Source organism: Geobacter sp. AOG1 (genome assembly GCF_019972315.1).
Taxonomy (GTDB): Bacteria; Desulfobacterota; Desulfuromonadia; order Geobacterales; family Geobacteraceae; genus Geomobilimonas.
The window spans coordinates 337,683-362,191 of the sequence record NZ_BLIZ01000001.1; the positions used below are offsets into that span (position 1 = coordinate 337,683).

The 24,509-nt window shown below is 56.4% G+C and carries 18 protein-coding genes; 2 read left to right on the forward strand and 16 right to left on the reverse strand.

The annotated features are described in order from the left end of the window. Positions 1 to 446 precede the first annotated feature (446 nt). From yedE to LDN04_RS01600, 16 genes are all read right to left on the reverse strand, one after another. Positions 447 to 1,508, reverse strand: coding sequence for a YedE family putative selenium transporter (yedE, locus tag LDN04_RS01525; RefSeq protein WP_223905647.1), 1,062 nt, complete (start codon positions 1,506 to 1,508; stop codon positions 447 to 449). Beyond that, positions 1,509 to 2,051: a hypothetical protein gene (locus LDN04_RS01530; RefSeq protein ID WP_223905649.1), complete on the reverse strand. Its 543-nt coding sequence runs from the start codon at positions 2,049 to 2,051 to the stop codon at positions 1,509 to 1,511. 209 nt (positions 2,052 to 2,260) lie between these two features. Then, on the reverse strand, positions 2,261 to 3,151 hold the full coding sequence (locus tag LDN04_RS01535; protein WP_223905651.1) for a phosphate/phosphite/phosphonate ABC transporter substrate-binding protein: 891 nt from the start codon (positions 3,149 to 3,151) through the stop codon (positions 2,261 to 2,263). 50 nt (positions 3,152 to 3,201) lie between these two features. Then, on the reverse strand, positions 3,202 to 4,065 hold the full coding sequence (locus tag LDN04_RS01540) for a GeoRSP system SPASM domain protein (RefSeq protein WP_223905653.1): 864 nt from the start codon (positions 4,063 to 4,065) through the stop codon (positions 3,202 to 3,204). A gap of 61 nt (positions 4,066 to 4,126) precedes the next feature. Continuing rightward, positions 4,127 to 5,134, reverse strand: a complete 1,008-nt coding sequence (locus LDN04_RS01545) for a GeoRSP system radical SAM/SPASM protein (protein ID WP_223905655.1) — start codon at positions 5,132 to 5,134, stop codon at positions 4,127 to 4,129. 4 nt (positions 5,135 to 5,138) lie between these two features. Continuing rightward, on the reverse strand, positions 5,139 to 5,453 hold the full coding sequence (locus tag LDN04_RS01550; protein WP_223905657.1) for a GeoRSP system PqqD family peptide chaperone: 315 nt from the start codon (positions 5,451 to 5,453) through the stop codon (positions 5,139 to 5,141). A gap of 9 nt (positions 5,454 to 5,462) precedes the next feature. Continuing rightward, a complete protein-coding gene (locus LDN04_RS01555) occupies positions 5,463 to 6,446 on the reverse strand; it encodes a NosD domain-containing protein (RefSeq protein ID WP_223905659.1) in 984 nt (327 codons plus the stop codon). Positions 6,447 to 6,448: 2 nt separating this feature from the next. Further along, positions 6,449 to 7,003, reverse strand: a complete 555-nt coding sequence (locus tag LDN04_RS01560; RefSeq protein WP_223905661.1) for a tetratricopeptide repeat protein — start codon at positions 7,001 to 7,003, stop codon at positions 6,449 to 6,451. Continuing rightward, positions 7,000 to 7,869: a sulfite exporter TauE/SafE family protein gene (locus LDN04_RS01565; RefSeq protein WP_276572175.1), complete on the reverse strand. Its 870-nt coding sequence runs from the start codon at positions 7,867 to 7,869 to the stop codon at positions 7,000 to 7,002. Before LDN04_RS01565 ends, LDN04_RS01560 begins: the two co-directional genes overlap by 4 nt. Then, positions 7,860 to 8,786, reverse strand: coding sequence for a ResB-like family cytochrome C biogenesis protein (locus LDN04_RS01570; RefSeq protein ID WP_223905663.1), 927 nt, complete (start codon positions 8,784 to 8,786; stop codon positions 7,860 to 7,862). The genes LDN04_RS01565 and LDN04_RS01570 overlap by 10 nt, the downstream gene beginning before the upstream one ends. 4 nt (positions 8,787 to 8,790) lie before the next feature. Then, the gene (locus LDN04_RS01575; protein WP_223905665.1) at positions 8,791 to 9,339 is read right to left on the reverse strand and encodes a glycine betaine ABC transporter substrate-binding protein; all 549 of its coding nucleotides are present in this window, start codon (positions 9,337 to 9,339) and stop codon (positions 8,791 to 8,793) included. 64 nt (positions 9,340 to 9,403) lie between these two features. Beyond that, the gene (locus tag LDN04_RS01580) at positions 9,404 to 10,108 is read right to left on the reverse strand and encodes a carboxypeptidase-like regulatory domain-containing protein (protein ID WP_223905669.1); all 705 of its coding nucleotides are present in this window, start codon (positions 10,106 to 10,108) and stop codon (positions 9,404 to 9,406) included. Further along, positions 10,105 to 12,555, reverse strand: coding sequence for a right-handed parallel beta-helix repeat-containing protein (locus tag LDN04_RS01585; protein ID WP_223905671.1), 2,451 nt, complete (start codon positions 12,553 to 12,555; stop codon positions 10,105 to 10,107). Before LDN04_RS01585 ends, LDN04_RS01580 begins: the two co-directional genes overlap by 4 nt. 321 nt (positions 12,556 to 12,876) lie before the next feature. Then, on the reverse strand, positions 12,877 to 13,614 hold the full coding sequence (locus LDN04_RS01590) for a carboxypeptidase-like regulatory domain-containing protein (RefSeq protein ID WP_223905673.1): 738 nt from the start codon (positions 13,612 to 13,614) through the stop codon (positions 12,877 to 12,879). A gap of 382 nt (positions 13,615 to 13,996) precedes the next feature. Then, complete coding sequence (locus tag LDN04_RS01595; protein ID WP_223905675.1) at positions 13,997 to 20,146, reverse strand: CxxxxCH/CxxCH domain-containing protein; 6,150 nt, start codon at positions 20,144 to 20,146, stop codon at positions 13,997 to 13,999. Positions 20,147 to 20,222: 76 nt separating this feature from the next. Continuing rightward, positions 20,223 to 21,182, reverse strand: a complete 960-nt coding sequence (locus LDN04_RS01600; RefSeq protein WP_223905677.1) for an NHL repeat-containing protein — start codon at positions 21,180 to 21,182, stop codon at positions 20,223 to 20,225. Between the two features lie 354 nt (positions 21,183 to 21,536). Between LDN04_RS01600 and LDN04_RS01605 the strand changes: the two genes are divergently transcribed. Together LDN04_RS01605 and LDN04_RS01610 are read left to right on the forward strand one after the other, a co-directional pair. After that, the gene (locus LDN04_RS01605) at positions 21,537 to 23,207 is read left to right on the forward strand and encodes a tetratricopeptide repeat protein (protein WP_223905679.1); all 1,671 of its coding nucleotides are present in this window, start codon (positions 21,537 to 21,539) and stop codon (positions 23,205 to 23,207) included. Between the two features lie 90 nt (positions 23,208 to 23,297). Beyond that, positions 23,298 to 24,509, forward strand: coding sequence for a glycosyltransferase family 9 protein (locus LDN04_RS01610; protein WP_223905681.1), 1,212 nt, complete (start codon positions 23,298 to 23,300; stop codon positions 24,507 to 24,509).

Genomic DNA, 24,509 nt, shown 5'->3' on the forward strand with positions numbered 1-24,509 from the left:
CCATTCGGATGTCGTTACATCAACAAGCACTCATTACTGGCAGGAGGGACTAACTCTCTAACCACATTTAGAAAAATTATAATTTACAAATTAAGCAAGCTATCTAATATTTATGTAGCGTTATTGCTGAATTTCCGTGTAATTTTAATGTGCGACAACACATACAACGCCATTCGCAGCAATAATTTCACTGAAATACCGCAGCTTAGTGAACATTTTCACATGTCCACCCACATTATTAATATTTTTAAACCGCTATTATGCGTATGTATTACGCAAAAAAGAGAAATCGTGTCTACTCATTTGGAAGACGTTGACGTGGCAAAACAAATATGCTGTTTGCTGAAGATGAAAAACGTGGATTAAGAGGAGGCTCCCAGATCAGAGCACGTGGAGGGAGACCCATTTGGGAAAGAACCAACGACCGACCGAATTATTAGACGATTTCACGCACTCCGTTCGCGGAACAAAAGGCAACCGGCCAGGACAAAGGCGAACCCGGCAAGTACCGCAATCTTCCCCGAAAGGGGAACCCCTGCCGCCGTCGCCGCAACCCCCCAGGACTGAACGAGTGCCCCGCCGATGAACATCCCGACCACCACGAGACCTGCGTCCCCATCCCCCTCGCCAGCCTTGATCAACTGCCGGAACGGGCACCCCCCGATGAGTACGGAAATCCAACCAGTTAGTCCCATGCCGAGAAAACTCCAGAGGGCATCGAGGTGCGCGCCGGGTTGGCCGTAGTACCCCGGATTGAACCTTCCACTTGCAAGGTTGAACCCGGCCGCTGCGACGAGGAAGGCCATGAATCCCCAGAGCATGTAGGACCTACGCCCCATGAGCATGATGTCGCGGATGCTGCCGGTAATACAGAAACGGCTGCGTTGCGCGGCAACGCCAAGGGACAATCCCGCTGCAAGGGAGATGAGCAGGGGAGCATGCTGGGCCGCGCTCCCCCGCCCCGAGAAGAGGAGAAATCCGGGCTGGACGAAAAGGAACGCCAGCATAACGATGAACCCGACGGGGACAAGGAGTCCTTCCCCCCTCCCCTTTTGTTCGGGAGGTCCGGGCTCCACGCCGTTGGCAAGGCTTCGCACCCCTGCCCAGACACCGGCCACCAGACCGGCCACACCAGCCAGGGCGGTCAGATCGCCGGCGGTCAGGCGGAGAAAGAGCTTGATGGGACAGCCGATAAATACCGCACAGCCGACCATCATAAAGATACCGGCAAAAAGCCGCGGCAGGGGCGCGCTGCCGCCGCGGGAGCGAAATTCGCGAAACAGGATGGCGCTCGCCGCCGAACCGAGGACGAAACCGATCAACTCGGGACGCAGGTACTGCATGCGGGAATTATCATGGAAACCGAGTGCCCCTGCACTGTTTTCGATGAAGCAGGAAACACAGATCCCCGAATTCTCCGGGTTCCCCCACACCGCCAGGAGCACGCCGAGCCCCCCGAGAAGCACCCCCGCAGCAACCACTAGCCAGAAATGCCGGTCGCGCATCATCTACTCGCACCCCCCTGCCAGCCGGCTCCTGAGATAGTTGACCTTTTGCAGCGAAGCGGCAATGGTCCGGTTACCCGGATTGGCCGCAGCCCGTGTACCGATGTTCTTCAGCCCCTCATCCACGAGCCGCTGGATGTCGCCTCGCCGTGACAGGGGGCTTTTGTCGTCCAGGTAATCGCCATTCAGCTTGACACCGGCCACGTAGGATGTCACTGCCTCGTCCAGCGCCCCCATCTCCCGGAGTATTTCCCCCTGGAGGATATGACCATGGGCCTCGCCAGGATACTTGCGGATGAGTTCGTCCAGCTTCAGAAGGGCTTCCTGGTTTTTCCCCTCCTTGCGCAACCCTTCAACCGGCCCGTAGAGCTTGGCAATGAGTTCCACGCGGGCGTGGTAGGCCATCTCTCGCTCCACTGCCTTGTCGAGGCCGGAGGCGGCTTTCCCTTCTCCCGAGCCGGCTTTCATGCCGAGAAGGACGAGAAGGGCGATAAGGACGAGCGCCAGGCATGCCCAGCATAGTTTGTCGAAGGTGTCTTTGAACATAGCATCTCAGTAGTTAGTCTGTGAGGGGGGAGTGTCCCGTGGAGCGAATGTGCCCGAGTGTCAGCCGCTGTAGACGAAATTGAGCAAAGACGGACGATCATGTTCGAACCCTTCAGGGTGAGTTGATCGGCCGGCACTCAATGAGCCGTACAGCGGCGACGTGAGGGGACTCTGAGCGTAACGGGGCGCTCACCCCTCACAGGTTCAGGTCAATATTTCTGATACGGCGGCATGTTCACCCGCTTCGCCATCTCCCGGATCGGATCATAGTCGCTGTCGGGAAGTTCTTCGTAACCGTCGATCCAGGCCGCCTTCATTACCTTCAGCCGTTCACCGTCAACCTCGGCGGTGTCCGCCGACTTCAAGGCAAGAAGCGCCTCCTTCACCTTCTTCACCAGCGCGGGGTCGGTCCCCTTGGCCACGGCAAAGGTGCAGTAGGGTATCGGCTTGCTCTGGGCAAGGACGACAAAATCATCGGGGGTTATCTTCCCCTCCCGCGCCATGGTCTCCAGGTCGAGAACAGGTGCTGCAGCCACGTCGTACTTGCCGTAGAGGACCCCGTAGATCAGCTTTTCGTGCTTGTAGGAACCCGGCGGAATCGAGTAGAACGCCAGGTCGTGCTCCGGATTGATCCCCGCGGCGAGCATCAGGTCATACTCGGCAAGATATCCGGTCGGCGCGAGCATCGGGCCGAACGCCAGCCGTTTCCCCCGGATGTCGGCCAGCTTTTCAATGCCGCTCCCCTTCCGGGCGATAATGGCACCGGCGGTACGGGCGCCGAACTTACCCCGCTTTTCGGAAGCGACGATCTGTACTCCCTCGTTTTCGCGAAGGACAATGTAGAGGAGCGAGTTTGTGTGGGTAAAGGTGAACTCGCCCGCCTTGAAGCGCTTTTCGAAGTCGAGGGTATCCACCGGTACCATCACGAAATCGACCCCCACCTTGTCCGACAGGTAGCGGGTCAGGGGGAGAAACCGCTGGGTCGTCTCCTGCTCGCTGTTGCAGAGCATGTAGCCGATCTTGACGACCGGGCGTTTCCCTTCGGTCTTGCAACCGGCGACGACCAGCAGCACGGCCAGGAAGATAACGAGTCTGATCATTGGAAGTATCCGCATGTTGAGGTTCCTGTTGTGATGCATCAATGTAATATTCATCTGCACGCTTCATCTATGCCGTCGAGAGTTCCATGCATGACGTATGCCCTCCCCCGACAGCCACCCCGGCATTCAGCCAGTTCCCTGCAGTCCCGGCATCCTTCGGGGTCGAGCAGGAGCCTGCGCCTGAACTCCCTTTTTTCCGACGAAGCGATGATCTCCTTCAATGATCTTGCGCCGATCTTGCCCAGACGGACCGGCAGGGACGGACAGGGGTAGACGCCACCATCCGGCGAAATGGCGATCATGGTATTGGCCGCCTGACATCCCCCCTGGGGAAACGGCACCCCCGGATTGAAGGAGCGCCAGAGAAAGGGGTCGTGAATGGTGAGATTGATTCCCTCCGTGCCACCGGAAGCCGCAAGTTCTCTCTCAAGTTCCCCCTGTTCGTCCCGCGAAAGGAGGAAGGGCGCCTCACCGTTGTACAGACGCTGCATCGGCAGCACCAGCCGGTGGAATCCGCGCGCACGGCAGGTCGCAACAGTGCCCGGGAGCAGGCGCCAGTTGTCACGGGTCACCGACCAGGATACTCCGAGGGAGACCCGACCAGCCAGGTTCCCCAGCACGTCAGGGGTGTCGATGGCCAGAAGGACCTCCTTGACGCCGAGCTCTCCGACGGCGCTGCCGCCGAGGTGCGAAAACGAGTCGGGAGTCATGGTGAGTGAAACGGCGACCGGCATCCCCCTGAACTGCTCCAGAACTGCATGCAGCGCCTCACCGGGCCGGGGTGACGGGTCGTACAGCTGGAGCATGAGCGGACGGCATGCGGCGATGTCGGCAGCTATCCGCAGGAGGTAATCGCTGCGGGGAGCATCGGGAGCCAGGTCCCAGTAGATGGTGATCGGTGTTGCCAGTTCCATACTGATGTTCCTCGGTGATGAACTGCTGCGGCTCTTGCCTTGGAAGGCGGGCCGCAGGGCGTCACCGGGATGGTTCGTCGTCTCCCCAGCAGTGGGGGTCGGGGCTGTTCATGTCGCCGGTCAGGGCCAGTGCCCGTGCGGTACACCCCCCCAGGCAATCTTCGTACTTGCTGCAACCGCTGCATTTGCCGGTCGGTTGCTTGTTGCGCATCTTCTCCAGCACAGCCGAATCCTTCCAGACTTGCCGGAGGTCATCCTGGACGATGTTGCCGATGACGATCGGAATAAAACCGCAGGGGGTCATATCGCCGTTGGCCTTGATGTTGAGCGAAAGCTTGCCGCAGACGCTCCCCTTGACGAGACTTCCCACGTTCCGCTCGCCGAGCAGTGCGATGATCGGGTCATCGAGGGAGATATCGAGCCCCTTCACGCTCTTTTTCGCAACGATGGCATGACGGTAGAACTCTTTCCACTCTTCGGCAGTCAGGTCCAGATCGTCCTTGTTGGCCAGACCAAGTCCGGAGCACTTGAAGTTGTGGAAATTGAGCTGTCCCGCCCCATGCGTGAGGGCCATCGCCACGAGTTCATCGATGGCCGTGCTGTTGATGCGGCAGATAACCGTGGAAATGGAGGTGGCGATGCCCACCGCCTGAAGATGGCCAAGTGCGGCAAGAGCACGGCCGTGGCTTCCGGCGACGCCGCGGAAGGTGTCGTGAACGGCAGCGACGTGGCTGTCGATGCTGATCCCGACCTTGGTAAAGCCAGCCGTTTTGAGGGCGATCGCCTTGTCGCGGTCAAGCAGCCAGCCGTTGCTGTTCATGGAAACGCGCAGCCCCAGTCCGCTGGCAAACGCGGCAATCTCCAAAAGATGGGGGTGGAGCAGCGGTTCGCCGCCACCGAAGTTGATAGAAAAGACCCCTGCCTTGGCAACCTTTTCCAAGCACGCGTAGAGCACATCCTGCGGCAGTTCCTCGTGGGTGTCCTCGCGGCTGTAGCAGTGGCTACAGGCAAAATTGCAGCTGTTGTTGATGGCCCAATTGATGGTAAGGGGTGCCTGCAGCTGGGGCATGGTATCATTCTGCATAGACGATGAAACCTTTCACGGCCAGTTCGTCGAGAAATGCACGAACATCGGCACGAAGCACGTCTTCTTCCACCTCAAACTGCTCCAGCAGTGCGGCCACGATCCCGTCGACAGTCCGGTTGTCACACAGTTTCCAAATTTCCATACCGAGGTAATTGACCGACAGCATGGTGCCGCCGGAAAAGAGCACCGCGGTACCGATCTCGCCGGCATCCTCGCCGCGGGCAAGGGCGTCGCTCGCTTCGGCAAGGGCATCATCTTCCTCGCGCCACATGACATTGGGGTTGCGGTGTATGGTGGACATGCGTAACTCCTACCTCCCCGCATCCCCGACACGCTCCGCCAGGAACGGCGCGACAATGATCCGGGCAATAGACGGGTCTGCCTTGCCGTCGAAGATTAACTCCTCGATCTTCGACCGGTCCGTCATACCGAACCAGTTGCCGGCAGCAGGGATATCCGTCCCCTGCTCGTCGGCGATGGCGAGGTTGTAGTCAATGTTGCCGAAGATGTTGTTATCCTTGATGGTCATCCCCCCGGCCTTGTAGAAGAAGATTCCCTTCTGGTTGGCGGTAATTTCGTTGCGGCTGATCTCCCCCTCGCACTTTCCCTTGAGCCAAATGCCGAAGAACTTGTTGCCGCGGATAGTGTTGCGGGTGATGACCGCCTTTGAGATGCGAACGTTGATGCCACCCTTGTTGTCCTCGATGAGATTGCCGGTGACCGTGATGTCCGCAGGGATGCCGAAGCCGGGAGTTCCGACCGCCTCGTCTTCTTTCTTGACGCTGATGGCGACGGCGTTTTTCACGAAGGTGTCATCTTTGATGAGAACCTGTCCGCCGTGGGAATGGACACCGTTATAGGCATATTCAACCCGGCAGTGTTCGACCACGTTCCCTTTACTCCCCAGGAAATTGAGGGACCCCCAGTCGGCAGGCTGGGGGTTAGCTTCTGCTGACGTGAAGAGAATCGGTTTCTCGGCCGTCCCCTTGGCGATGAGCCTGCCCGTGACAATGATCTCGGCCTGGGGGTAATAGGGAGATTCGACCCCGAAGAGGTTCCGGTCGCCGACAGGTGCTATCTTTTTAAACCTTACCGTCGTCCCCGGAGCAATGGTGAGGGTACTACCCACCGGAACATGGACATCACCGGTAATAACAATATCACCCTCCCAGGTGGTGTCCTTTGTGATGGTTGCCATGCCTATTTCCCGCATTGCCGCCCGGCACTCTCCGGACAGTGTGATGAGAACTACGGTAACAACGGCAAGCAGCATCTGCCGCACGGTTGCGTGCATGGTCATATCCCCCCTCGCGATGTTTTCAACCTGGCCTGGACACCCTGTAGTGCCGAAAGAAGCGTAGCCTTCCGCTCCGTCTCCTTCTCCCTGTTGGCTCCCTTGCGGAGCAGCCTGTCGTTGACCTCCAGCCCCCGACGGTAGGACGCCTCGGCCTCCCGGTACAGCCCGGTCTGCTCGAACGCAAGACCGAGACTGTGATGCACCATAGTATCTTCGCTTTTTATGGCGATGGCTTTCTGAAACCAGACAATGGCCTCGGCCGGTTTTTTCCCCTTCAGCCTGATAAGTCCCATGACATCATGGGCATCGAAATCCTTCGGAGCCAACCTCAATGCCTCGGCAATCTGCTGTTCCGCCTCATTGAGCTTGTTTTTCCGGCATAACACCATCCCGAGTTTGGTTCTGGTCGCGATATCCTTGGGGTTGATCTCCAGAACGATCTTGTATTCGGTCTCGGCAATGGCGTCGGGGAGCAGGCCGGTCTCAGGGTGGGCCCAAACCGCGTGCGGAGCTAAGAGGAGAGCGCTTATGAAAAGAACGGTGAAATATTTCATAGCTGCCTGAAATGCGTGATCGACGTATACATGGTGACAATGCCGATGAGGGTAACGATGACAGCACTTGCAAACGCGATCTTCGGCGCATATCGTTCAGTATCCAGGAAGCGCTTTGTCGCCTTCACGCCATTGACCACCGCAAGCCCTATGGCAACGAGGCAGACGGCAAGGCCGAGACTGAAGACAAGGACCATGGCAAGACCTCTTCCAAGCTGTCCGACGGAAACCGATGCGAGTAGAATAGCCAGCGCCGCCGGGCAGGGGACGATCCCGCCGGATATACCCAGCAAAATCAGCCCCACCGGACCGAGGGGCTTGTCGCCGGCAGCGTGGTGATGGTCGTGGGAGTGATGATCGTGGGAATGACCGTGTGCATCCCCATGGTCGTGGTCGTGGTCATGGACATGGTCCGGGGCATCATGGGTGTGCGAATGGTCATGGGGGTGATCATGTCCATGATCGTGGTTGTGATTGGGGCCATGGTGACTGTGGCTGTGACCGAACAGGTGAAAATGGTCGTGGGCACGTGCAGGGTCCTTCAGGCAGATCCACCTCTGCCGCAGCATCCAGAGACCGATGCCAAGAATAATGAGGCTTGCTACAATTCCGAGATAGGCATGAATTTCCTGTTCTGACAGATACCGCGCGGAAAATTTCGCCAGAAGCCCCAAGAGAATGATGCTGAAGGAGTGGGTAAAGGTAACGACGATTCCAAGGATGATGGCGTCGATATTTCTTCCCCGGGAGCCGACCAGATAGGCGGCCACCACCGTTTTACCATGTCCCGGTTCCAGGGAATGGGCAGCACCAAGAAAAAAAGCGGCAATATAGATGCCGAACATCCCCGAACTCGTTATTTCCATAGAACCTTCCCGTAAAAGCGCCTTATGAAGGACAATACCGCCCCAAGGCCCATGATGGCAAAACCGGCAAAGACATAGGGTCTTCCCGGATCCCGCACAATTTGAATACCGGCATACACCGCGCCGGCAGCATCCCGGTCAACCCGTGTATTGTAGAAATAGAGGCCGTTCCACTGAAACGGGTTGTTGACCTCGGAAGTCCCCTCGGCCAGTTTTTCGGAATTGCTGGCAAGGGCCAGGTCAACCCAGAGCCTTTTCAGCGAAGGGTTCTGGTAGGCCACCAGCTTGAATGCATAGGGGAAGTCGGGGGGGAGGTCAGATGTCCCTGCCGTATCACAGACCCCCAACAAGCGGCCCTGATCAAACACGGAAAGCCTCAGGTTTTCCGACGGGAATTCCAGGGACTCGACCTTTATCCGGTAGTTTTTCAGGTCGAAGCTTTCTCCCGTCTTCAGGACAAAAAGCCCTTCCTTCTCTCCCCCCCGCAGAACACCAACCTTTACCGGTATGGGGTAAAACTCGCGATTGACCTTTTTCACGACCAGTTCCGCCCCGAGAGGGACGTCTTGATTCCTGTCCCATCGATAGACTTGGTCCACCATACTCCCTTCGTAGACATTGACGGTCGCCACATAGCCGAACGACGTGGCAATACACCCCGCCAGCGTGAGGAGTACGCCGCCATGCATGATCAGGACAGGTTTTGACAGGGTCTTGAGCCGCTTCATGGTACAGAACAGAAGGTTCAACCCAAAACAGCCCAGAAGCGACAGAAACGGGGGACTCGAATAGATGGTCCTGCTTTCGGTAAAGGTCCCAGGAATGGCCAAAATGGCAATCGCCAGGAACAGTACAACCGCACATTCGGTTGACGCCAGCCAGGATATTTTCTTCTTCATTCCCTCGGGTATCGTCATCCCGTTATATTAACTTCTTTCCCTTCAGGAATTCTTTTGCCGTCTTTTTCGATTTTTCATTCGACTCGGCGGACTTGAGCAGCTTCGCATAGGTGTCGTTTACCAGAACCCCCGAAAGCTTGTTCAACAGTTTGGGGAGGGCCGGATAGTTGGAGAGTGTGTCCGCCGTCAGGACCGGTGCAAACTTCAGGGAGCCGCCGATCGGCTCAAGCCATGTCAGGTTCAGCCTGGTTTTGTACTCGCTCTTGATCTGGTCGTATGTTGAATCCTTGGGCTTCCCGACAATCTCCGCCCCACGACCGGTGTTTTCGAAAATTACGTTCACGCTCCCCTGCTTGACAGCGTTGTACAGTTCTTTTGAGTCCTTGTAGACATCGATCTTGACCGAGGAACCGGTCCGCTCGGTGATCAGGATGGATGCCATCTCTGCCAACAACCGTTCACTGGCGGCGCTGGTGACCCCAAGGTGGATTGTCTTGCCGACACAGGCAGACGATATCTGGACGACAGCAAGAATTGATACGACGAGGCACCATGAAATGACCTGTTTCATTTTTTCACTCCCATCTAAGTTTGCGACAATTGAAGCGCTCATTGTTGAGCACGACGCTACTGAGTTAATATACTATTAGTTGAATATCCAAGGCAATATCTGATTTCCCCGGTTCAAGCACAACCTCCCTCGTCACGGTGATTTTGGAAGGAAGTGGAAATTGCCGGGAGCTCCCGATGAAATATTTCCCGGCCGAAGGGATGGAAAGCGCGTAATTGCCCGCCTCGTCGGTCCATGCCGAGAGATAGTCCGGAACGTAGTCAACATCCCTGGAACGGTGGGCGAATACATAGGCGTTGGCAACGGGATTCCCCTGGGCATCGACGACCCGACCGCGCAACCTCACCGAATCGTCTGCATTGGTGCGTTTCTTCTGGCCGACCTCGCGAATATCGGCAACCGTAAAACTGGCCTCGGTCTCCCTGCCCGCTTCCATTTCGATCTCAACCGGCTCACCCGAATGCTTGTCCCCCGGCATGAGCGGCCCATAATTGCCATCCTTTTTCAGGCGCGCCACTGCCCAGTATTTTCCCGCCGGCAAGGCAATCAGGATGCGTCCGTCACTGCCGGACATGGGGGATATGAAGTCTGCCGGTTTTCTCACATTCGAACTGCCATAGAGAAACAGCTTGGCCCCCTCGGCAGGCCTCCCTTCGCTATCGAGAACCTTTCCCTTCAGAAGGGAGGTTTCCGCTGCAACGCCATTGAGAGACAAGGCCAGGACACAGACTGCCATCGATAGAACACCGTACAGAAATACCCGTTTCATGGCAGCTCTTTCACCCCCGGTTTTACCGGCTCCTTGAGGGCTGGCTCGAACAGGACATTTCCTATGCCGGGCTCATTTCTTCCATCGAATATGGTCTGAGGCGGGTTGTCGGTTCCCCACCAGTTTCCCTTGGCGTCGATATCTTCGTTATTGAAATCCCCAACGCGGATGTTGTAGTTGCTGTTGTCAAAGATGTCATTCCGCGTGATGGTCAGCCCCCCCCCTTTTTCCCTGACAAAAATACCCGTTTCATTCCTGGTGATGCGGTTTTCCCGGATCACGGCATTTCCTATGTACGCCCTGATGCCGATCACGTTATCTTCAAATACCGAACGGGTAACCTGAACGGGGCCGCTTCTGAACCGCATTCCCCCGTAGTTTTTCTTGAAATGACAGTCCGTAATGGAAAGATTGGTGAAATGACAGTGGATACCCCACGTGGCATATTCAAAAACAGCGTGGGCTATCTCGCTGCCGGTGGCATATTCAAGGAGGATCTCATCCCAATCGGACGCACCGGTTCTTTGCACCGATGTGAAAATGATCTTCCCGTCATCCCTTCCCTTTGCAATTATTCTGCCTTTAACGGCAAGACCGGTTCCCTGGGAAAAGGCCACCTTTGTCCCCGGAGCAACCGTCAGGACCGCTCCGGGAAGGACGGTCAGGGCAGTATTGACGGTGATGACGCCTCGCCAGATCGTATCCGTCGACACGAACCGTAATGGCCAGGCAAAGGGAATGGGGCTGGCACTTGCCTTTTCATGGGCGACCCGGCCTCGTGAAGCGTCATCCTTCCTGTCAAAGATAACCGTGTTGACGTCTGCACCACCCCACCAGTTGGAGGGCGCGGATACGTCTTTTGGGCCGTCAAGATCGATGGCATACTGGCCATTGGCGATGAAATTGTTTTCCGTGATAACCCCGTCAAAAGAGATGATCCCCATCCCCCGTTCGCCGTTGTCGGATATCTGATTCCCCTTGATGACCGCCCGTGTGTCCTGGACGTTCAAGCCATTGATACCGTTTGCCGCGACAATGTTCCCCAGTATTTCCACATTGTCGACATTCTTGAGGGAGAGACCGGTTTCCAGGTTGTTGGTGATACTGTTGCGGCTGTAGTCACCGTAATAGGTATCCGCCACCATGAGACCGTACCGGTTGCCGTCGATGAGGTTTTCCTGCAATGACGACACCCCTTCCCGGATCCGCAGCCCTTCTTTCCAGTTCCCCACAATCCTGTTGCCACGGGCGGTAATGTTGGTGCGGAAAAAATTGGCACCGACATAGTTGTCGGCGATGACGTTATCGGAGAATGTTATGTCGGAGTCCCTCCCCTGCACGCCACTTTTATTGGCGTAGAGGTGGTTCCCCTTTATGTCAACCGACGACTCCTGGAACTGGACACCGCGATAGTTGTTCGTCAGCACCGAATTCTGCACCACAACCGTGGAAAAATGGAAATGGAGCCCGCGATACGCGTGCTCTATCCGGCAATACTCGATGAGGTTCTGGGCTCCGGCACTGTTCATGATGTTAATGGCGTCCCAGTCCCCCATCCCCTTCTCTTTTTCGGCGGACCGGAAAATGATGGGGTGCTCCCTGGTCCCCTTGGCGATGAGACGTCCCTGTATCAGGAGCCCGTTCTCGCCGATACCGTCACCATTGGTATCCTTTTTTGAGAATTCGACAATCGTTCCCGGCATGACAATCAGCCTGCTCCCCTCCGGCACCCGGACAATTCCGCCGACTTCCACTCTCCCCTGCCAGACGGTGTCCCCCCGTAAGGCTTCGTCTTTATATCGCCTGTCGACAGGGGGTTCCCCCGCGCTTACAGGTGGCACTTCCGGCCGGTACTCCTTGACAGAGGCGGAATAGACGTCCTTTTTCCTGTTCCCCTTGACGACGGCGGTCGTTGTTACCACGTGGGGCCCCTGAAGGGTAAACAGGCCATAGTCATTGTCGGCGATACGGGAATTTTCGACCGTAATTCCGCTCTTCTCCCCCTGGGCTACCACACCATAACGGTTTTCCCTGATGGTTGAGTCCAATAGCCGGAGAGTCCCATCAAACACGTGTAACGCGGTCTCCGCATGCGCTATCCGACACCCCGCCACCGTAGCAGTGCCATGGTCGACCACGATCCCTGCCCAGCTTCCCGCCTTCTTCTCTTCGCCGGAAAAATCCACGGGGGATGTTGCCGTCCCCTCCACCCTGAGCGTTCCTCGAACCGTTATTTCCGTCAAGGGGGACACATATTCGGGGTCGGTCTTCGTACTTTCCGCCGCAACGACCTTGATGGTAGTGCCAGGCCTGATGGTAAGGGTAATCCCTTCCGGCACCAGGACATCCTCGGCGACCCTGACCTCCCCCTGCCAGACGGTGTCCGCCGTAATAACGCCGGCACGCACACCGCACGGAGAAACGACAATAAAAAACGCAAGCATCATTGCATTGCGTAACCATGCACCTGAAAGTTTATTCACGAGTTTTTTCATTGATCGCAGAGTACCTGAAAATAATAGAGAGGCACCGAAAACAGTATGTCGGTGCCTCTCTCCAAAGGTCACGAAGGTATCAGCAGGGATGTACCACGGCATTTCCCACGACTCTTGGACGGACATATTTACACCTTTTCATCGCTTGGGATACCTCCTTCCGTGGTAATTAGGTGCAGCTTGTGAACTGGCCACTGAAAATAGCATTATTGGGGGTAGTATACACTGTCTGGACGTCAAAGGTAAATACAGAATAAATGGAAACGGAATTTGTTACTGATTCGGGCCGCGCCCGAGAAAGCGTATCCCTTTTATGTCTATCCCTTTTACCGTCGTCCCTGTTTTTGCGGTAACCGGCACGGGCTTATCCTGTCCATACCCTCCCATAATCTCTCCTACTTTCGGCGCTCCACCACCATACACATCCCTGATCTTGAGGTAATAATTCCCTCCTTGATTGACCCTGAGAAGGTATTTCCCATCCTTTCCCGTTCGCTCGGAGACAAAGAGAGGTTTCCCCACCATGGCAGGAGTCAGAAAAGCAAACACCATGGCCCTTTCCAGAGGTTTTCCGTCAGCGTCGGTAATGGTCCCTTCGATGGCGGTAATGCCGTTACTGGTCTTGACGGTTGTTTTGGCGAAAGGGACCGCTTCCGCTATGGTGCCGACATCGGTCGCCTTGCCTTTATCCACACGGAATGTCTTGGGAATGCCCTTCTCTTCCATCGCCGGCAGGAAATAGTCCCCTTCCTGGGGAGGACCCACCTCCTGTCCCGATTTCCGCTTGCTTGCCCCCAGATAGTACTTCCCTTCAACGAGCACCGCCTTGAAATTGCCGCCGGCATCGGTACCGACTATCTCATCGGGCACCCGCCAGTATTTTTCGGGCGACGGTGGAGGCCCGGAAGCCTCATTGAAAAAGAAGACGACCCCGTTCGCCAATGGGCCTCCATTCTTTACCATCATTTTACCGGTAATGGTTCCCGTCCTGACATCCTCTGCAAAAGCCATGGTTGCCATACACATGAGCACAGCGGTTACAAAACACCCCATTTTCCCCATTGTATTCCTCCTCTCCCACCACCGTGTATTTCTGACAACGCCACAAAACTTGGCAAAACTTCTCTCCATGAATCACTGCCAATATACTACAGAAGCGGCCAGTCGAGCGCTTTTTTTCTTTAGCTTCATCTTTTAACCTAAAATCAGATTTGGGCTTCTGTAGACGAGAAACCCAAAAAAAAGTGAGGCCGATTTGATCGGCCTCACTCCTCACCCCATGGTAATCAGCATGGATGAACGTCTGCCGAGCCAACGATTCTCGGCTTAACATAGGCCTGCTTTTTCATCTGTTCACCCTCCTTTCCGTTGTTGTCGGGAATCAGACCGCCCTTTAATAACGACTGAGCACAAAGGAATCGACCGTGGACCAGGGTGACGTTTTTTGGCTCGTTGCATCCCGGGCCTGGACGCGCCAGTACCAGGTCCCGCTCGGCAGCGTAGCGTTCCAGCTGGTTCCGGTCTGCCAGGACGATTGAGTCTTGATGGAAGAGAACGAGGAACTGGAACTGACCTGTACCAGGTACTGTATCGATCCTCCGCTTGGGTTCGTGGAGGGACTCCACGTCAGGCCAATGGAACAACCTGAGTAAGTCGAGCATCTCCCATTCGGTTCCGCCGCCAGAACTGGAGCTGTGGGCGGATTGGCTGTTGCCGGGGCTGAGATGACAAAGCTGTCGACTGTCGACCAGGACGAAACGAGCGATGTGCTGGTTGCATTGCGGGCCTGGACACGCCAGTACCAGGTGCCGGCACCCAGGTTCGGTGTCCAGCTTGTGGCGTTGATCCATCCGGACGATGCCGTGACGGTCGAGAAGGATGAACTGGAACTGACCTGCACCGAGTACTGAATCGTTCCACTGGAGATGGTCGAAGCGTTCCATGCCAGCGTTGTTGCACACGACCCGGAACAGGTGCTGTCTGCTTCAGCTATCAGCACAGGGGTTGTTGGTGTGGAGGAGGAACTGGATGATGAGAGAGTGAAGTTCCCAACGGTTGACCATGCCGACACCCTGGTGATGGCAACGGCGTCACGGGCCTGAACGCGCCAGTACCAGGTGCCGTTAGCCAATGTTCGCGTATAGCTCGTGCCGGAGATCCAGCCCGATGAGTAGTTGACCGTCGCAAATGTGGAGCTGGAACTTACCTGCACCAGGTACTGCATCGCCCCACCGCCTGGGTTGGTGGAGGCGTTCCACTGCAAGGTGACAGAACAGGAGCTTGAGCAGATGCCGTTGGGCTCGCTGATCAGCACCGGTACCGAGGGGTCGGTGGTTGTAGTAGCAGAACCCCACGGGGTCTTCACGTTCCACTGCTGGGTGGTGTCGTTCCCCTCGTGGCATGAGCCGACGCTCGGAGATGGCTTGACGGCCGGAGCATCACTGGAACTCGTGCTGTACCCGCCGTGATCGCCTTCTCTGCCGCCTGCCCAGAAGCCCGGCATCCCTCCGGACCCATTACCCTTTGAGCCTGTACCACTGCCAGACGTGATGGAGTTAGAGTTGTATGGTACTTGGCCGCGGTGGCGGCCGTCGAGGCAGTTGGTAACCATGAGCCGCGGGAGGGTCGCATTGTGGGGCGCGTGGCACTTGGAACAGGAGTAGGTGTGCTTGACGGTGGCGTTGGCGGTCTTCCACCCCTTCACCGACTCGTGAATCCTGTCCTTGCTCTTCCAGGTGTGGTTCGTGCCGTCGGTCAGGGTCTGCTTGGCATGGCAGTTGAGGCAAAGTCCCGCGAACTGCTGGTCCGTCTCGGTGATGGAACCCGAGGCAAAGGTGTTCTGATCGATCTTGTATGAGTTCTTCGCTGCAAGGTACGCGTTGGCGGTGCCGGATGCCGGCTGTGGCGCATCGTCTCCGCTTGCGCTGGCGTTCATGTACCTGTACGCTACGTTGTCGGCAGTTGCCACATCCTCCTTGTAGGGAGAAGTGAGCCAGGTCCCCTTGAGGAGGGGTACGCTGTACTGCTTGTTGGTCCCGAGGGTCGGGCTGACGCCGTGCGGATCATGGCACGGGGTGCAGAGACCTTGGATGGATCGGGAGGCGTTGACGGAAAGCGGCGACGACGCACCGAAGTGCCCCCCCATGTTGCCCAATGCTGCCTTGTAAGGATACCGATGTCCGGGCCCGGAGGTATAGTTGCCGAAGTAGGCCGTATCGAAGTAATTCATGATCTGCTGCGTGGAGTTAAAGGTAGTGTTGTATCCCCACGGGGTAGAGCCCAGACTGGGATTGAGGTGACAGTCGAAGCAGAGGCCCGCCCCCGGGTTATAGGCGTTGAGGGTAGCCGCGGAGCCGCCTGAAGCCGGTTTGTACGTTACCGAATACCCACCGTTTCCAGCTACCGTTTCTTTCAGGATACCGCCGTTGTAAGTAGCGCTGGTGTAGCTGGTGGTGGTGCCGTTTATGTTCGAACCATGGGAGTTGTGGCAGTCGAAACAGAGGACATTTGCCGTGGCATTCCGATCGGTCCAGGTTTCGCTGGTGTCCCAGCCGCCTTTGTTGTTCACGGCGTTGCCATGGGCGGAGAAGGCCTTCGTCACGGAGTCTTTCGGCGTAGTATTCCCACCGTTGTATTTGCCCCACGGGGTGGTTCCCGCATCACCGTACTTCGCGCCGATGCTGCTGGCATCCCATGCATACACACTCGGGGTCTTGCCGTCGCCGAAAGGTTGGATCGCCTTGTTCTGGTCGTTGTGACAACCGAGGCAGACAGCATTGATCTTCGCCATCTCGGTTCTCGAGCCGTTTGCCGTGTACTGCACGGCAGTTGTCCCGACCGTATAGGTCATCGGCCGTGCGCCGGCACCATAGACGACCAGTTCCACTGGCGCGTCAGGTGTTGAGGAGTGATGATAGGCGTGGTTGATGCTGCCATCGCTGTTTGCCTCCCAGTGACACTGGTAGCAATGCGTACCATCGACATTGGGCCCCTGGACGTGGTGCGAATTTCCGCTGAACTGCGGCGTGATCGCTGCGCGACCTCCGATGGAGACGGCATGGCAGCCGAGACAGCCGGCCTTGTCCCCCCACTGGGCGGGTGCATTGCCATGGCAGGAGATGTTAGCGCACCGACCGGTTGTCGGATCGTAGCTCGCGTTCGCCCCGGCAACCGCCGGGTTGAATACGACGTTGACAACCCTGTTGAGGTGAGCTGAATTGTTGACCAGTTTGCCACCGGTGGTGCTGGCAGTAATGAAGTGGCAGTTGGAGCAGACGCTCGTATCGGTGTAGCCTGCGGTATGGGCGTTGTGGCTGTTGGCGGTGCCTGTCGCGGATCCGCCATTAGCATAGTCAGGGGCGCCCAAGGCGTTGCTCGTGCCGTGGCAACCGTTGCAGCCATAGGTCGTGGCAGAATTCCAGGCAGCCGGATTGCTGTAGAGCAGAGCCCCCTTGTTTCCATTGGAATGGCAATAGAAGTTCGAGCACTCCCTGGTCGTCGCATTGTAGTTGGCACTGCCGCCGGCCTTGGCACCGGAGTAATCCTTGAACTTGTTGACATGATTCTGCGGATTGCTGATGTGGGTATCGCTGTCGACCGTCTTGGCATGGCACTCCACGCAGCCGAAAGCATTGCCTGTCCCCAGCATGGCGGTACTGGTATGTGCCGTGTGCTTGCCGGTCGTAATCGGATTGCTGCTCGCCGCGTTGTTGCCATGGCACCCTGTGCAGCCAAGGGTTCCCTGCGGCGACGACCAGGTGAAGGTGGTGTTGTTCGGCCCTGCTCCATTGCCATTGCTGTGGCAATAGATATTGGTGCACGAGCCGGTCACCAGGGCGCCCGTACCGGAACCGTTCAGCGGTCCGGTATATGCGGCGGGAATGGTGCTGTTGGTCCAGATTGTCGGGTCAAGAGTAACATTGAGGCTCTTCTGTTGAAGCGGCATAATCATGCGGTGCTTGGACGAATCATGGCAAACACCGCAGTTGGTCCAGGCCTGCTGCCATACCGCATTCGGATTGACGTGGGCGGAGACGGTATGGGCACCGCCGCCGTTGGTATAACCGCCACCGTTGAAAACTTCCAGGCGGGCGCTGGAGTAATTTCCGCCGACACCACGGCCTGCCATCGAGGAGACCGGCGGGTAGCCGTGACACGTATCGCAGTTGCCGTTTGGCTTGAAAGCGTAAGAATCTTTATGATCATGGCAGGCGAGACATGTCTTGGTCGGGTGACTCGTTTCTGCCACATCGCGTTTGTAATGATTGGTCTGGGTGTGACAGATCTGGCAGAGGCCGCGATTGGTTTTCGTATTTACGAAGCCGGTCGACGTGTTGGTGAAGGCAATGATTGCCGTCGAACCGGGTTTGAAGGCAATCTGCGCGTTGATGGCATTGAGGTTCGTCGACCCGTGAACGTCATGGCAGGCGGAACAGAGATTCGGCTGCGGGGGGTCAGTCTTGGTGGACACGTGGGTCGACATGTTCTGGCGGGCGGTGGTCGTCACGATGGCCGCGTTATTGTGGCAGGAGGCACAGAGGTCGTTCTGACCAATCCCCTGGTAGCTGCTGCCAAGACGGGTGACATGGGTTCCCGGCACAGAGGTGATATGCCGGTCGCTGCGCACATGGCAGTTGAGGCACTGATCGCTTTTGCCCGTGAACTGCCCATGGCCGAGATTGGTAAACCGGGACTTGTCCGGTGCCGTGACGCCGTTGATCTCGGACAGGATACCGGTATGACAGCTTTCACAGGAAACCGGCCCTGTCGTCCAGACGTACGTACCCGCCTGGCGGTGGCAGGGATTACAGGAGGAGATGACCTGAACGGTCCCGTCCACATGGGTCGCGCCGAACTCGCCGGTAAATGCTGTATGACAGGTCTGGCAACTGGTGGCATTTCGCGGAGTCAGCATCGGCCCGTAGGAGCTTCCGTTAGAACTGAAATGGGGGAAGTGGGCATTGCTGCTGATGAAGGGGCCACCGATGTACGGCGTTGTGGCATGACAGGTCCCGCAGGCGCCGGTCGATGCATTTGACCAGAGGGGAGACGCGTAGCTCTGTCGCCCATTGCTGTGACAGTAGACATTGCTGCAGGTACCGGTGCTTGCGTTATACATCGGGGTAGCGCCACCGGTGGCAGCGATAATGTTAGAGGTTGCTTTGAAGACCTGCTGGAAGTTGCCTGAACCGTGAGTGTTACCGGCATGGCACTCGTTACAGCCGTAACTTAACAGCACCTTCCCGGCATGGGTACGGTGACCGGCGTTGGATTCATCCTTGAAATAGGGATCGTTCGCATAAGAATTGTTTCCGGCAACTGCATAACCGTTCGGACCACCGGGGGTATTCTGCACCGGCGGGAACCCGTGGCACCCCTGGCAATCTGCCGAGAAGGATCCAATCTTGCTGCCGTGGGAATGGCACGACCGGCAGACATCCGGATTGGTGCTGGTATGTTCGGTGGGATAGCTATTGCCTACCGGAACATTGTGGCATCCCTGACAGACACCATAGCCGCCGGCCCAATTACTCTGGGCATCCGTAAACTGGTTAAGGACCTTTCGCCGGTAAGAATCCAGCTTTACCCCACCCGAGTAGTTCATGTAGCGGCGTACGAGCCACACGTTAGGAGTCGTGCCGTCACCCGGATCCACGTGGGCGGCATGGCAGTCGGCGCACTGGATATTCTGTCCCTTGTTGTTGTGGGCCGTCTTGTTGGCATGACAGTTGGTGCAGATGTTCACTCCATTGGCCGTCCCGCTCCGCATGTCGGTACGGAGCAGGTATCCCTGGGACGACGACAGCCTGCCGAAGATGGCAGAAGACGCATTATCGAAGGTGCGTGCATTGGAATCGGTGAAGTGGACACCATGGCAGGTTGTGCAGAGCACCTGCCCAGCCGGCAGCTTCATGGCTGCCGTAGGATTGGCGGAGTTGGCGTTCAACGGCAGGGGAAGATAGTCTGCCGGTTTGAGTTTGACCTTCGAAGTGGCACTCGTATAGGTGAAGTTGACCGGGTGGGTGCCGGTCATCTGGTCTCGTTTATTGCGGGACCGGTGACAGTCGAAGCAGAGCAGGTCAGTATCGTTCGGGAACCGGAGAAGGTTGTTACCCGCGGTGGCATGCTTGGAATGGCAGCTGGCACAACTTATGACACCTTGCTGGGTAGCCATGGTAGCGCTCATGTAGGGATCGACCGGCGTTGCCGCTCCTGCGGCGGGAACGTTGACGGGGGCCGCCCAGTTATGGGAAGTCTGCATCTGTCCCGACGTAACACCCGTATTCGTGCTGCCAAATGGATTGGCAATGTCCTTCGGGCTGAAGGATTTTGTGAGCAATCCCGGATTATGGCAGGAAAGGCAGAGATTGTTGACTCCGGTTACATTTGAAGAGTAATCGATCGTGTAGCCACCCGCACCATTTGAGATGAGAACGTGACAGCCCGCACAACTAGCAGAAGGATTTACGTGCGGCGAGTCGACCGCCTGTGCCATCGATGTCACCAGCAGGACAAATAACCAAGCTGCAATCAGTCTTTTCATCTGTTCAGCCCCCGAAAATTTATAAATTAATCGAATCTTATTAATGGTTGCGCGGGAACAGGCCGCTACCGGATCACTAACGGGTACTGGAGGGGGTAGGATTGGCTCCACCGTCAATACCGAACATGACCAGGTTACCATTGCCATTCACGACGATGAGCCGCCTATTGATCTGACCGAATGCCACGTCCTGCGGCACCGCGAGTTGGCCATTGGCGGCGCCGTTACTGCCGATAGAGGAAAGGAACCTGCCGCTTCCTTCGGGGGCTATCACCTGGACGGTGTTTGCGTACATGTCGGCCACATACATCCTGGTCATCTGGCCTGCCACGTCGTACTCGAAGGTGACGCCGACCGGCATCCTGAATTGAAGTGGCTGATTCCCCAACGAACCAATGCTTTTTACGAAATCGAAATTACCCGTGGCGCTAAAGAATTGCACCCGCCCGTTCTGGGTGTCTGCAACCGCAATCTGGTTGGCTGACTTCTCATACGCTATACCGGTCGGATGGGACAACTGGCCTTCACCACCCCCCTGACACCCAATCGCCTGCACAAAGTGCCCGGTTGCGGTGAACACCTTGACGTTGTTATCCAGAGTATCGACGACATACACGTAGCCGGCAGCGTCTACGGCAATTCCGTTCGCCTTCCTGAACTGGCCAGCACCGGAACCGAGCCGTCCGATCTCCCTGCCGCTCTGGTCAAGGATGACGACCGAATCGCCCTGGCTCACCAGCAGATTTCCCTTGTCGTTGAGGGCAATCCCCTGGGGCGGAGCAGGGGTCTTCAGCACTCCGATCAGCTGGCCAGAGGCGCTGAACTTGGAGATTCCTCCCTTGCGGGGATCGGTCACATAGTAATTCTCCTGGCCGTCGAACACGAGGCGAAGCGGCGAGCCGACATTCTCCGTCACCGGCTTCAGAACGGTCACCATCGGCACCGTTGCTCCGTATGCAACGGCTGCCAGCGAAATTGCCGGGACGGCCACCAGGGTGGCGACAGTAGCAATGAGTTTGCGCAATCTGGTTAGCATGTGCATGCCTCCGGACGTTAAATATTTTTACAGCTAAACAATTAGGGTTAGCCCCGGTCCGACGTGAATGAAGTTGTTGATAGGAGTTCGCATAGAGGAGCAAGGGGGGAAATGCGCATGTGCCGGTTATAGTTTTATACTAAAAATTATCTAATTTGACAATAAAAATTAATATTTTTTATAGTTACTATTTTGCATCGAAGTTGAACGGAATAAATTCCTGGGATATGGGTCGTGCTTGCTTTATTTCGTCAGTTTCTGTAGGATTTAACCTTTAAATACAATCTATTCCGCTAGAAGCTGATATCCTCGTCAGAATGCGATCTAGCTTGTGCGTCACTAAATGAGAACCCCTTGAGAATTGCCAATAAAACCACATTTATTGCTGCACTCACTGCGGCGACTATCTGCCTGATAGTGTACCTGCGGGCGCTTTCATGCGATTTCGTAAATTTCGACGATCAGGAATTCATCGTCGGGAACAGTGCTATCAGACACCTTGACGGAAACCTTCTCGTCTGGGCATTCACGAAAGGGCTCGATATATGGATTCCGCTGACATGGCTTTCCTTTGCGGTCGATTATCACTTTTGGCAACTGAACCCGATGGGATACCACCTGACAAACATCCTGCTGCATGCCGTCAATACGGCGGTGGTGGTACTCATTGCCGACCGGCTGTTGAGACGAGAACCAGGACTAACGAGCGGAACTGAAGGGATCGGGGACCAGCAAAGACATCCTTATTGTTATCCCGCCATGCTACTTCTGGCCGGGCTGTTGTGGGGCATACATCCACTGCGGGTGGAATCGGTAGCATGGGCCACGGAACGGAAAGACGTTCTGAACGGCGTATTTTCCCTCAGCACCATTCTCTTCTATCTCCGGCACACCCAACAGACAGAAGCGGCTGGCTCCAGAGCCATCGTTACCCGTGATTACCTGCTTTCCCTCACTCTTTTCCTGCTGTCGCTCATGGCAAAACCGGTAAGCGTCGTTATTCCTGCCATGCTGCTCGTAGCCGATTGGTACCCCCTGGGGCGCTTGCGGAAAGAAAACCTGCGCCTCGTTCTTGTCGAAAAAATCCCCTACGTGGTTCTTTCTGCGACAGTGGCAGGTGCCACTATCTTCCTTGCGGCACACAAGCATATTCTCGCTTCTGCCAGCTCGCTATCCATTGGTCAACGTTTCATTATTTCCGGCAATGCCGTATTCGAATACTGCCGATTGCTGCTGTACCCCGCGGGAATCCTCCCCCTCCATATACTCCCCTTCCCCATACCTCCTGCCTTTGCCGTAAAAACCGCTGCCGTCGCTCTGATCACCTGTTGCTGCATCTATGCCGGCAAAAAGTATCGGTTCGTCCCGGCAACATGGTTCTCCTTTGTTATTCCGCTCCTACCGGTACTCGGTTTACTCCAGAATGGTTCCCAGGCATTTGCCGCCCGCTATTCCTACCTCCCCTCCGTCGTGCCGTGCATCGTTGCCGCTGCACTCATCGCAGTGGCATACAGAAAACTTGTAGGAGGAGAAAAGCGTTATCCGCGCTTTTTAGCAGCGGCACTTATCGTAGCCCTTCCTCTTTTTTATGCCGGCATGACACAACGGCACATCAACATATGGAACAACTCTGGGGCACTCTGGACGAGGGTTATCGACTATCAACCCCTGGGAAGGGCGTACAAATCGCGCGGGGCCTATTACCTGGCAAACGGAGACTACCCTGCCGCCATCAGGGATTTCACTGCAGCAATCGATATTGCAGTAGGATACGAAATGCGCGAAGAGACCTTCAATCTTTTTGCCGGCCGTGGAGCAGCGTATGGCAATGAGGGACAACACGAAAATGCGGTGAAGGATTTTTCCACTGCCATCGAACTGTATCCTCACCCCCTCTATTACTATCACCGCGGCCTTTCATTGCAAGCACTGGGTAAAGAGAATGAGGCCGCAAGAGATTTTGAACGGGCAGGGGGAGAGGAAGGGCCAATAGTGTGGTTCAAAATGAAGTATGGCGAAAATTGACGGAACAAGAGTAGCTCTCTTTCCTGCGGTACAGGGGGAGATGCTTTGCGGCGCCCTAATCACTGCTGGATAAAATTGCGATAGGTCACAATGAACTGGAAGTTGATACGCATCATCGATACCTATTTGGGAATACCACTGCTGCTCGCACTTTCCCTGGCGAGACGGTTTGGGAGGCATCCGGCGTCGCCATCGGTCGGTGTAAAGAGAATTCTCCTCATCAAGTTCTGGGGCATCGGCAATATATTCATGATCATCCCTTCCATCCTGGCACTGAGGAAGGCATATCCGGATGCCATCCTGGATTTTCTGACACTGGAGAGCAACCGGCAAGCCCTGGAGATAAGTGGTGCAGCGGATACCATCGTCACCATCGATACCGGCACCATTCCCCGGTTCATCAGCACCTGGCAACGTGCCGTCTCGCGGTTGAAACACAATGACTACGACATCATCGTCGACTTCGAGCAGTTCGCCCGTTTCTCCGCTCTGGTCGCGAACCAGGTAGGGGCACGGGAAATCATCGGTTTCGCTACCCGCGGCCAGCATCGCAGCTATCTCTACACCCATGCTATTCCCTACGATAATACCATTCATATCACTCGCTCGTTTTTCGCTCTCTCCACAGCCGCCGGGACAGCAAATATCCCATTCCCCACGGAAATCAGCCTTCCCGGCATCGAGGGGCTGCAGAAACGGGGTCGTGAAATCCTGGCCGAATCGGGCATCGGGGCGGACGAGGTCTGCGTGGTCATGCATGTCGGGACCAGCGATAATTTCCGTGAACGCCGTTGGCTGCCGGAACGGTATGCCGCCCTTGCCGACCTTCTGACAAGTCGGTTCCAGGTGCGGGTCATCTTCACCGGCCTGGCCGAAGAGTCGTTCCTTATCCGGGAGGTCTTCCGTCACCTGCGTGCACAGGAGGCAGTCGCAGATTTGAGCGGACGGCTTCAGTTCGATGATTATTTTGCCCTTGTCGCCGCTACCGATCTGGTGATATCCGCTGATACGGCGGCCGTGCATCTGGCGTCGGCTCTCGACATCCCCGTGGTTGGCCTGTACGGCCCGAACACCCCGACCCTCTATGGGCCGTGGGGAAGTAACGGAATCGCTGTTTACCCACAGTTCGACTGCAGCCCATGTATCACGAATTTCAATGCCAAGCTCCATACCTGCCGACACCCGGCCGGAAGGGGGGCATGCATGCGCGCCATTGAGGTCGAGGATGTCTTCACCGCCATCCAGCAACACTATTTCAGCCCGACAGCCCCCTGTCGGCTCAAGAAACTGGGGGGAGACTAG

Excerpts from the sequence above, each read along its gene's own strand:
- LDN04_RS01600 (WP_223905677.1), bottom strand. The coding sequence starts at position 21,182 with ATGCTAACCAGATTGCGCAAACTCATTGCTACTGTCGCCACCCTGGTG.
- LDN04_RS01565 (WP_276572175.1), bottom strand. The coding sequence starts at position 7,869 with ATGGAAATAACGAGTTCGGGGATGTTCGGCATCTATATTGCCGCTTTT.
- yedE (WP_223905647.1), bottom strand. The coding sequence starts at position 1,508 with ATGATGCGCGACCGGCATTTCTGGCTAGTGGTTGCTGCGGGGGTGCTT.
- LDN04_RS01550 (WP_223905657.1), bottom strand. The coding sequence starts at position 5,453 with ATGTCCACCATACACCGCAACCCCAATGTCATGTGGCGCGAGGAAGAT.
- LDN04_RS01545 (WP_223905655.1), bottom strand. The coding sequence starts at position 5,134 with ATGCCCCAGCTGCAGGCACCCCTTACCATCAATTGGGCCATCAACAAC.
- LDN04_RS01560 (WP_223905661.1), bottom strand. The coding sequence starts at position 7,003 with ATGAAATATTTCACCGTTCTTTTCATAAGCGCTCTCCTCTTAGCTCCG.
- LDN04_RS01580 (WP_223905669.1), bottom strand. The coding sequence starts at position 10,108 with ATGAAACGGGTATTTCTGTACGGTGTTCTATCGATGGCAGTCTGTGTC.
- LDN04_RS01530 (WP_223905649.1), bottom strand. The coding sequence starts at position 2,051 with ATGTTCAAAGACACCTTCGACAAACTATGCTGGGCATGCCTGGCGCTC.
- LDN04_RS01590 (WP_223905673.1), bottom strand. The coding sequence starts at position 13,614 with ATGGCTTTTGCAGAGGATGTCAGGACGGGAACCATTACCGGTAAAATG.
- LDN04_RS01575 (WP_223905665.1), bottom strand. The coding sequence starts at position 9,339 with ATGAAACAGGTCATTTCATGGTGCCTCGTCGTATCAATTCTTGCTGTC.
- LDN04_RS01535 (WP_223905651.1), bottom strand. The coding sequence starts at position 3,151 with ATGATCAGACTCGTTATCTTCCTGGCCGTGCTGCTGGTCGTCGCCGGT.
- LDN04_RS01585 (WP_223905671.1), bottom strand. The coding sequence starts at position 12,555 with ATGATGCTTGCGTTTTTTATTGTCGTTTCTCCGTGCGGTGTGCGTGCC.
- LDN04_RS01610 (WP_223905681.1), top strand. The coding sequence starts at position 23,298 with ATGAACTGGAAGTTGATACGCATCATCGATACCTATTTGGGAATACCA.
- LDN04_RS01570 (WP_223905663.1), bottom strand. The coding sequence starts at position 8,786 with ATGACGATACCCGAGGGAATGAAGAAGAAAATATCCTGGCTGGCGTCA.
- LDN04_RS01555 (WP_223905659.1), bottom strand. The coding sequence starts at position 6,446 with ATGCACGCAACCGTGCGGCAGATGCTGCTTGCCGTTGTTACCGTAGTT.
- LDN04_RS01595 (WP_223905675.1), bottom strand. The coding sequence starts at position 20,146 with ATGAAAAGACTGATTGCAGCTTGGTTATTTGTCCTGCTGGTGACATCG.
- LDN04_RS01540 (WP_223905653.1), bottom strand. The coding sequence starts at position 4,065 with ATGGAACTGGCAACACCGATCACCATCTACTGGGACCTGGCTCCCGAT.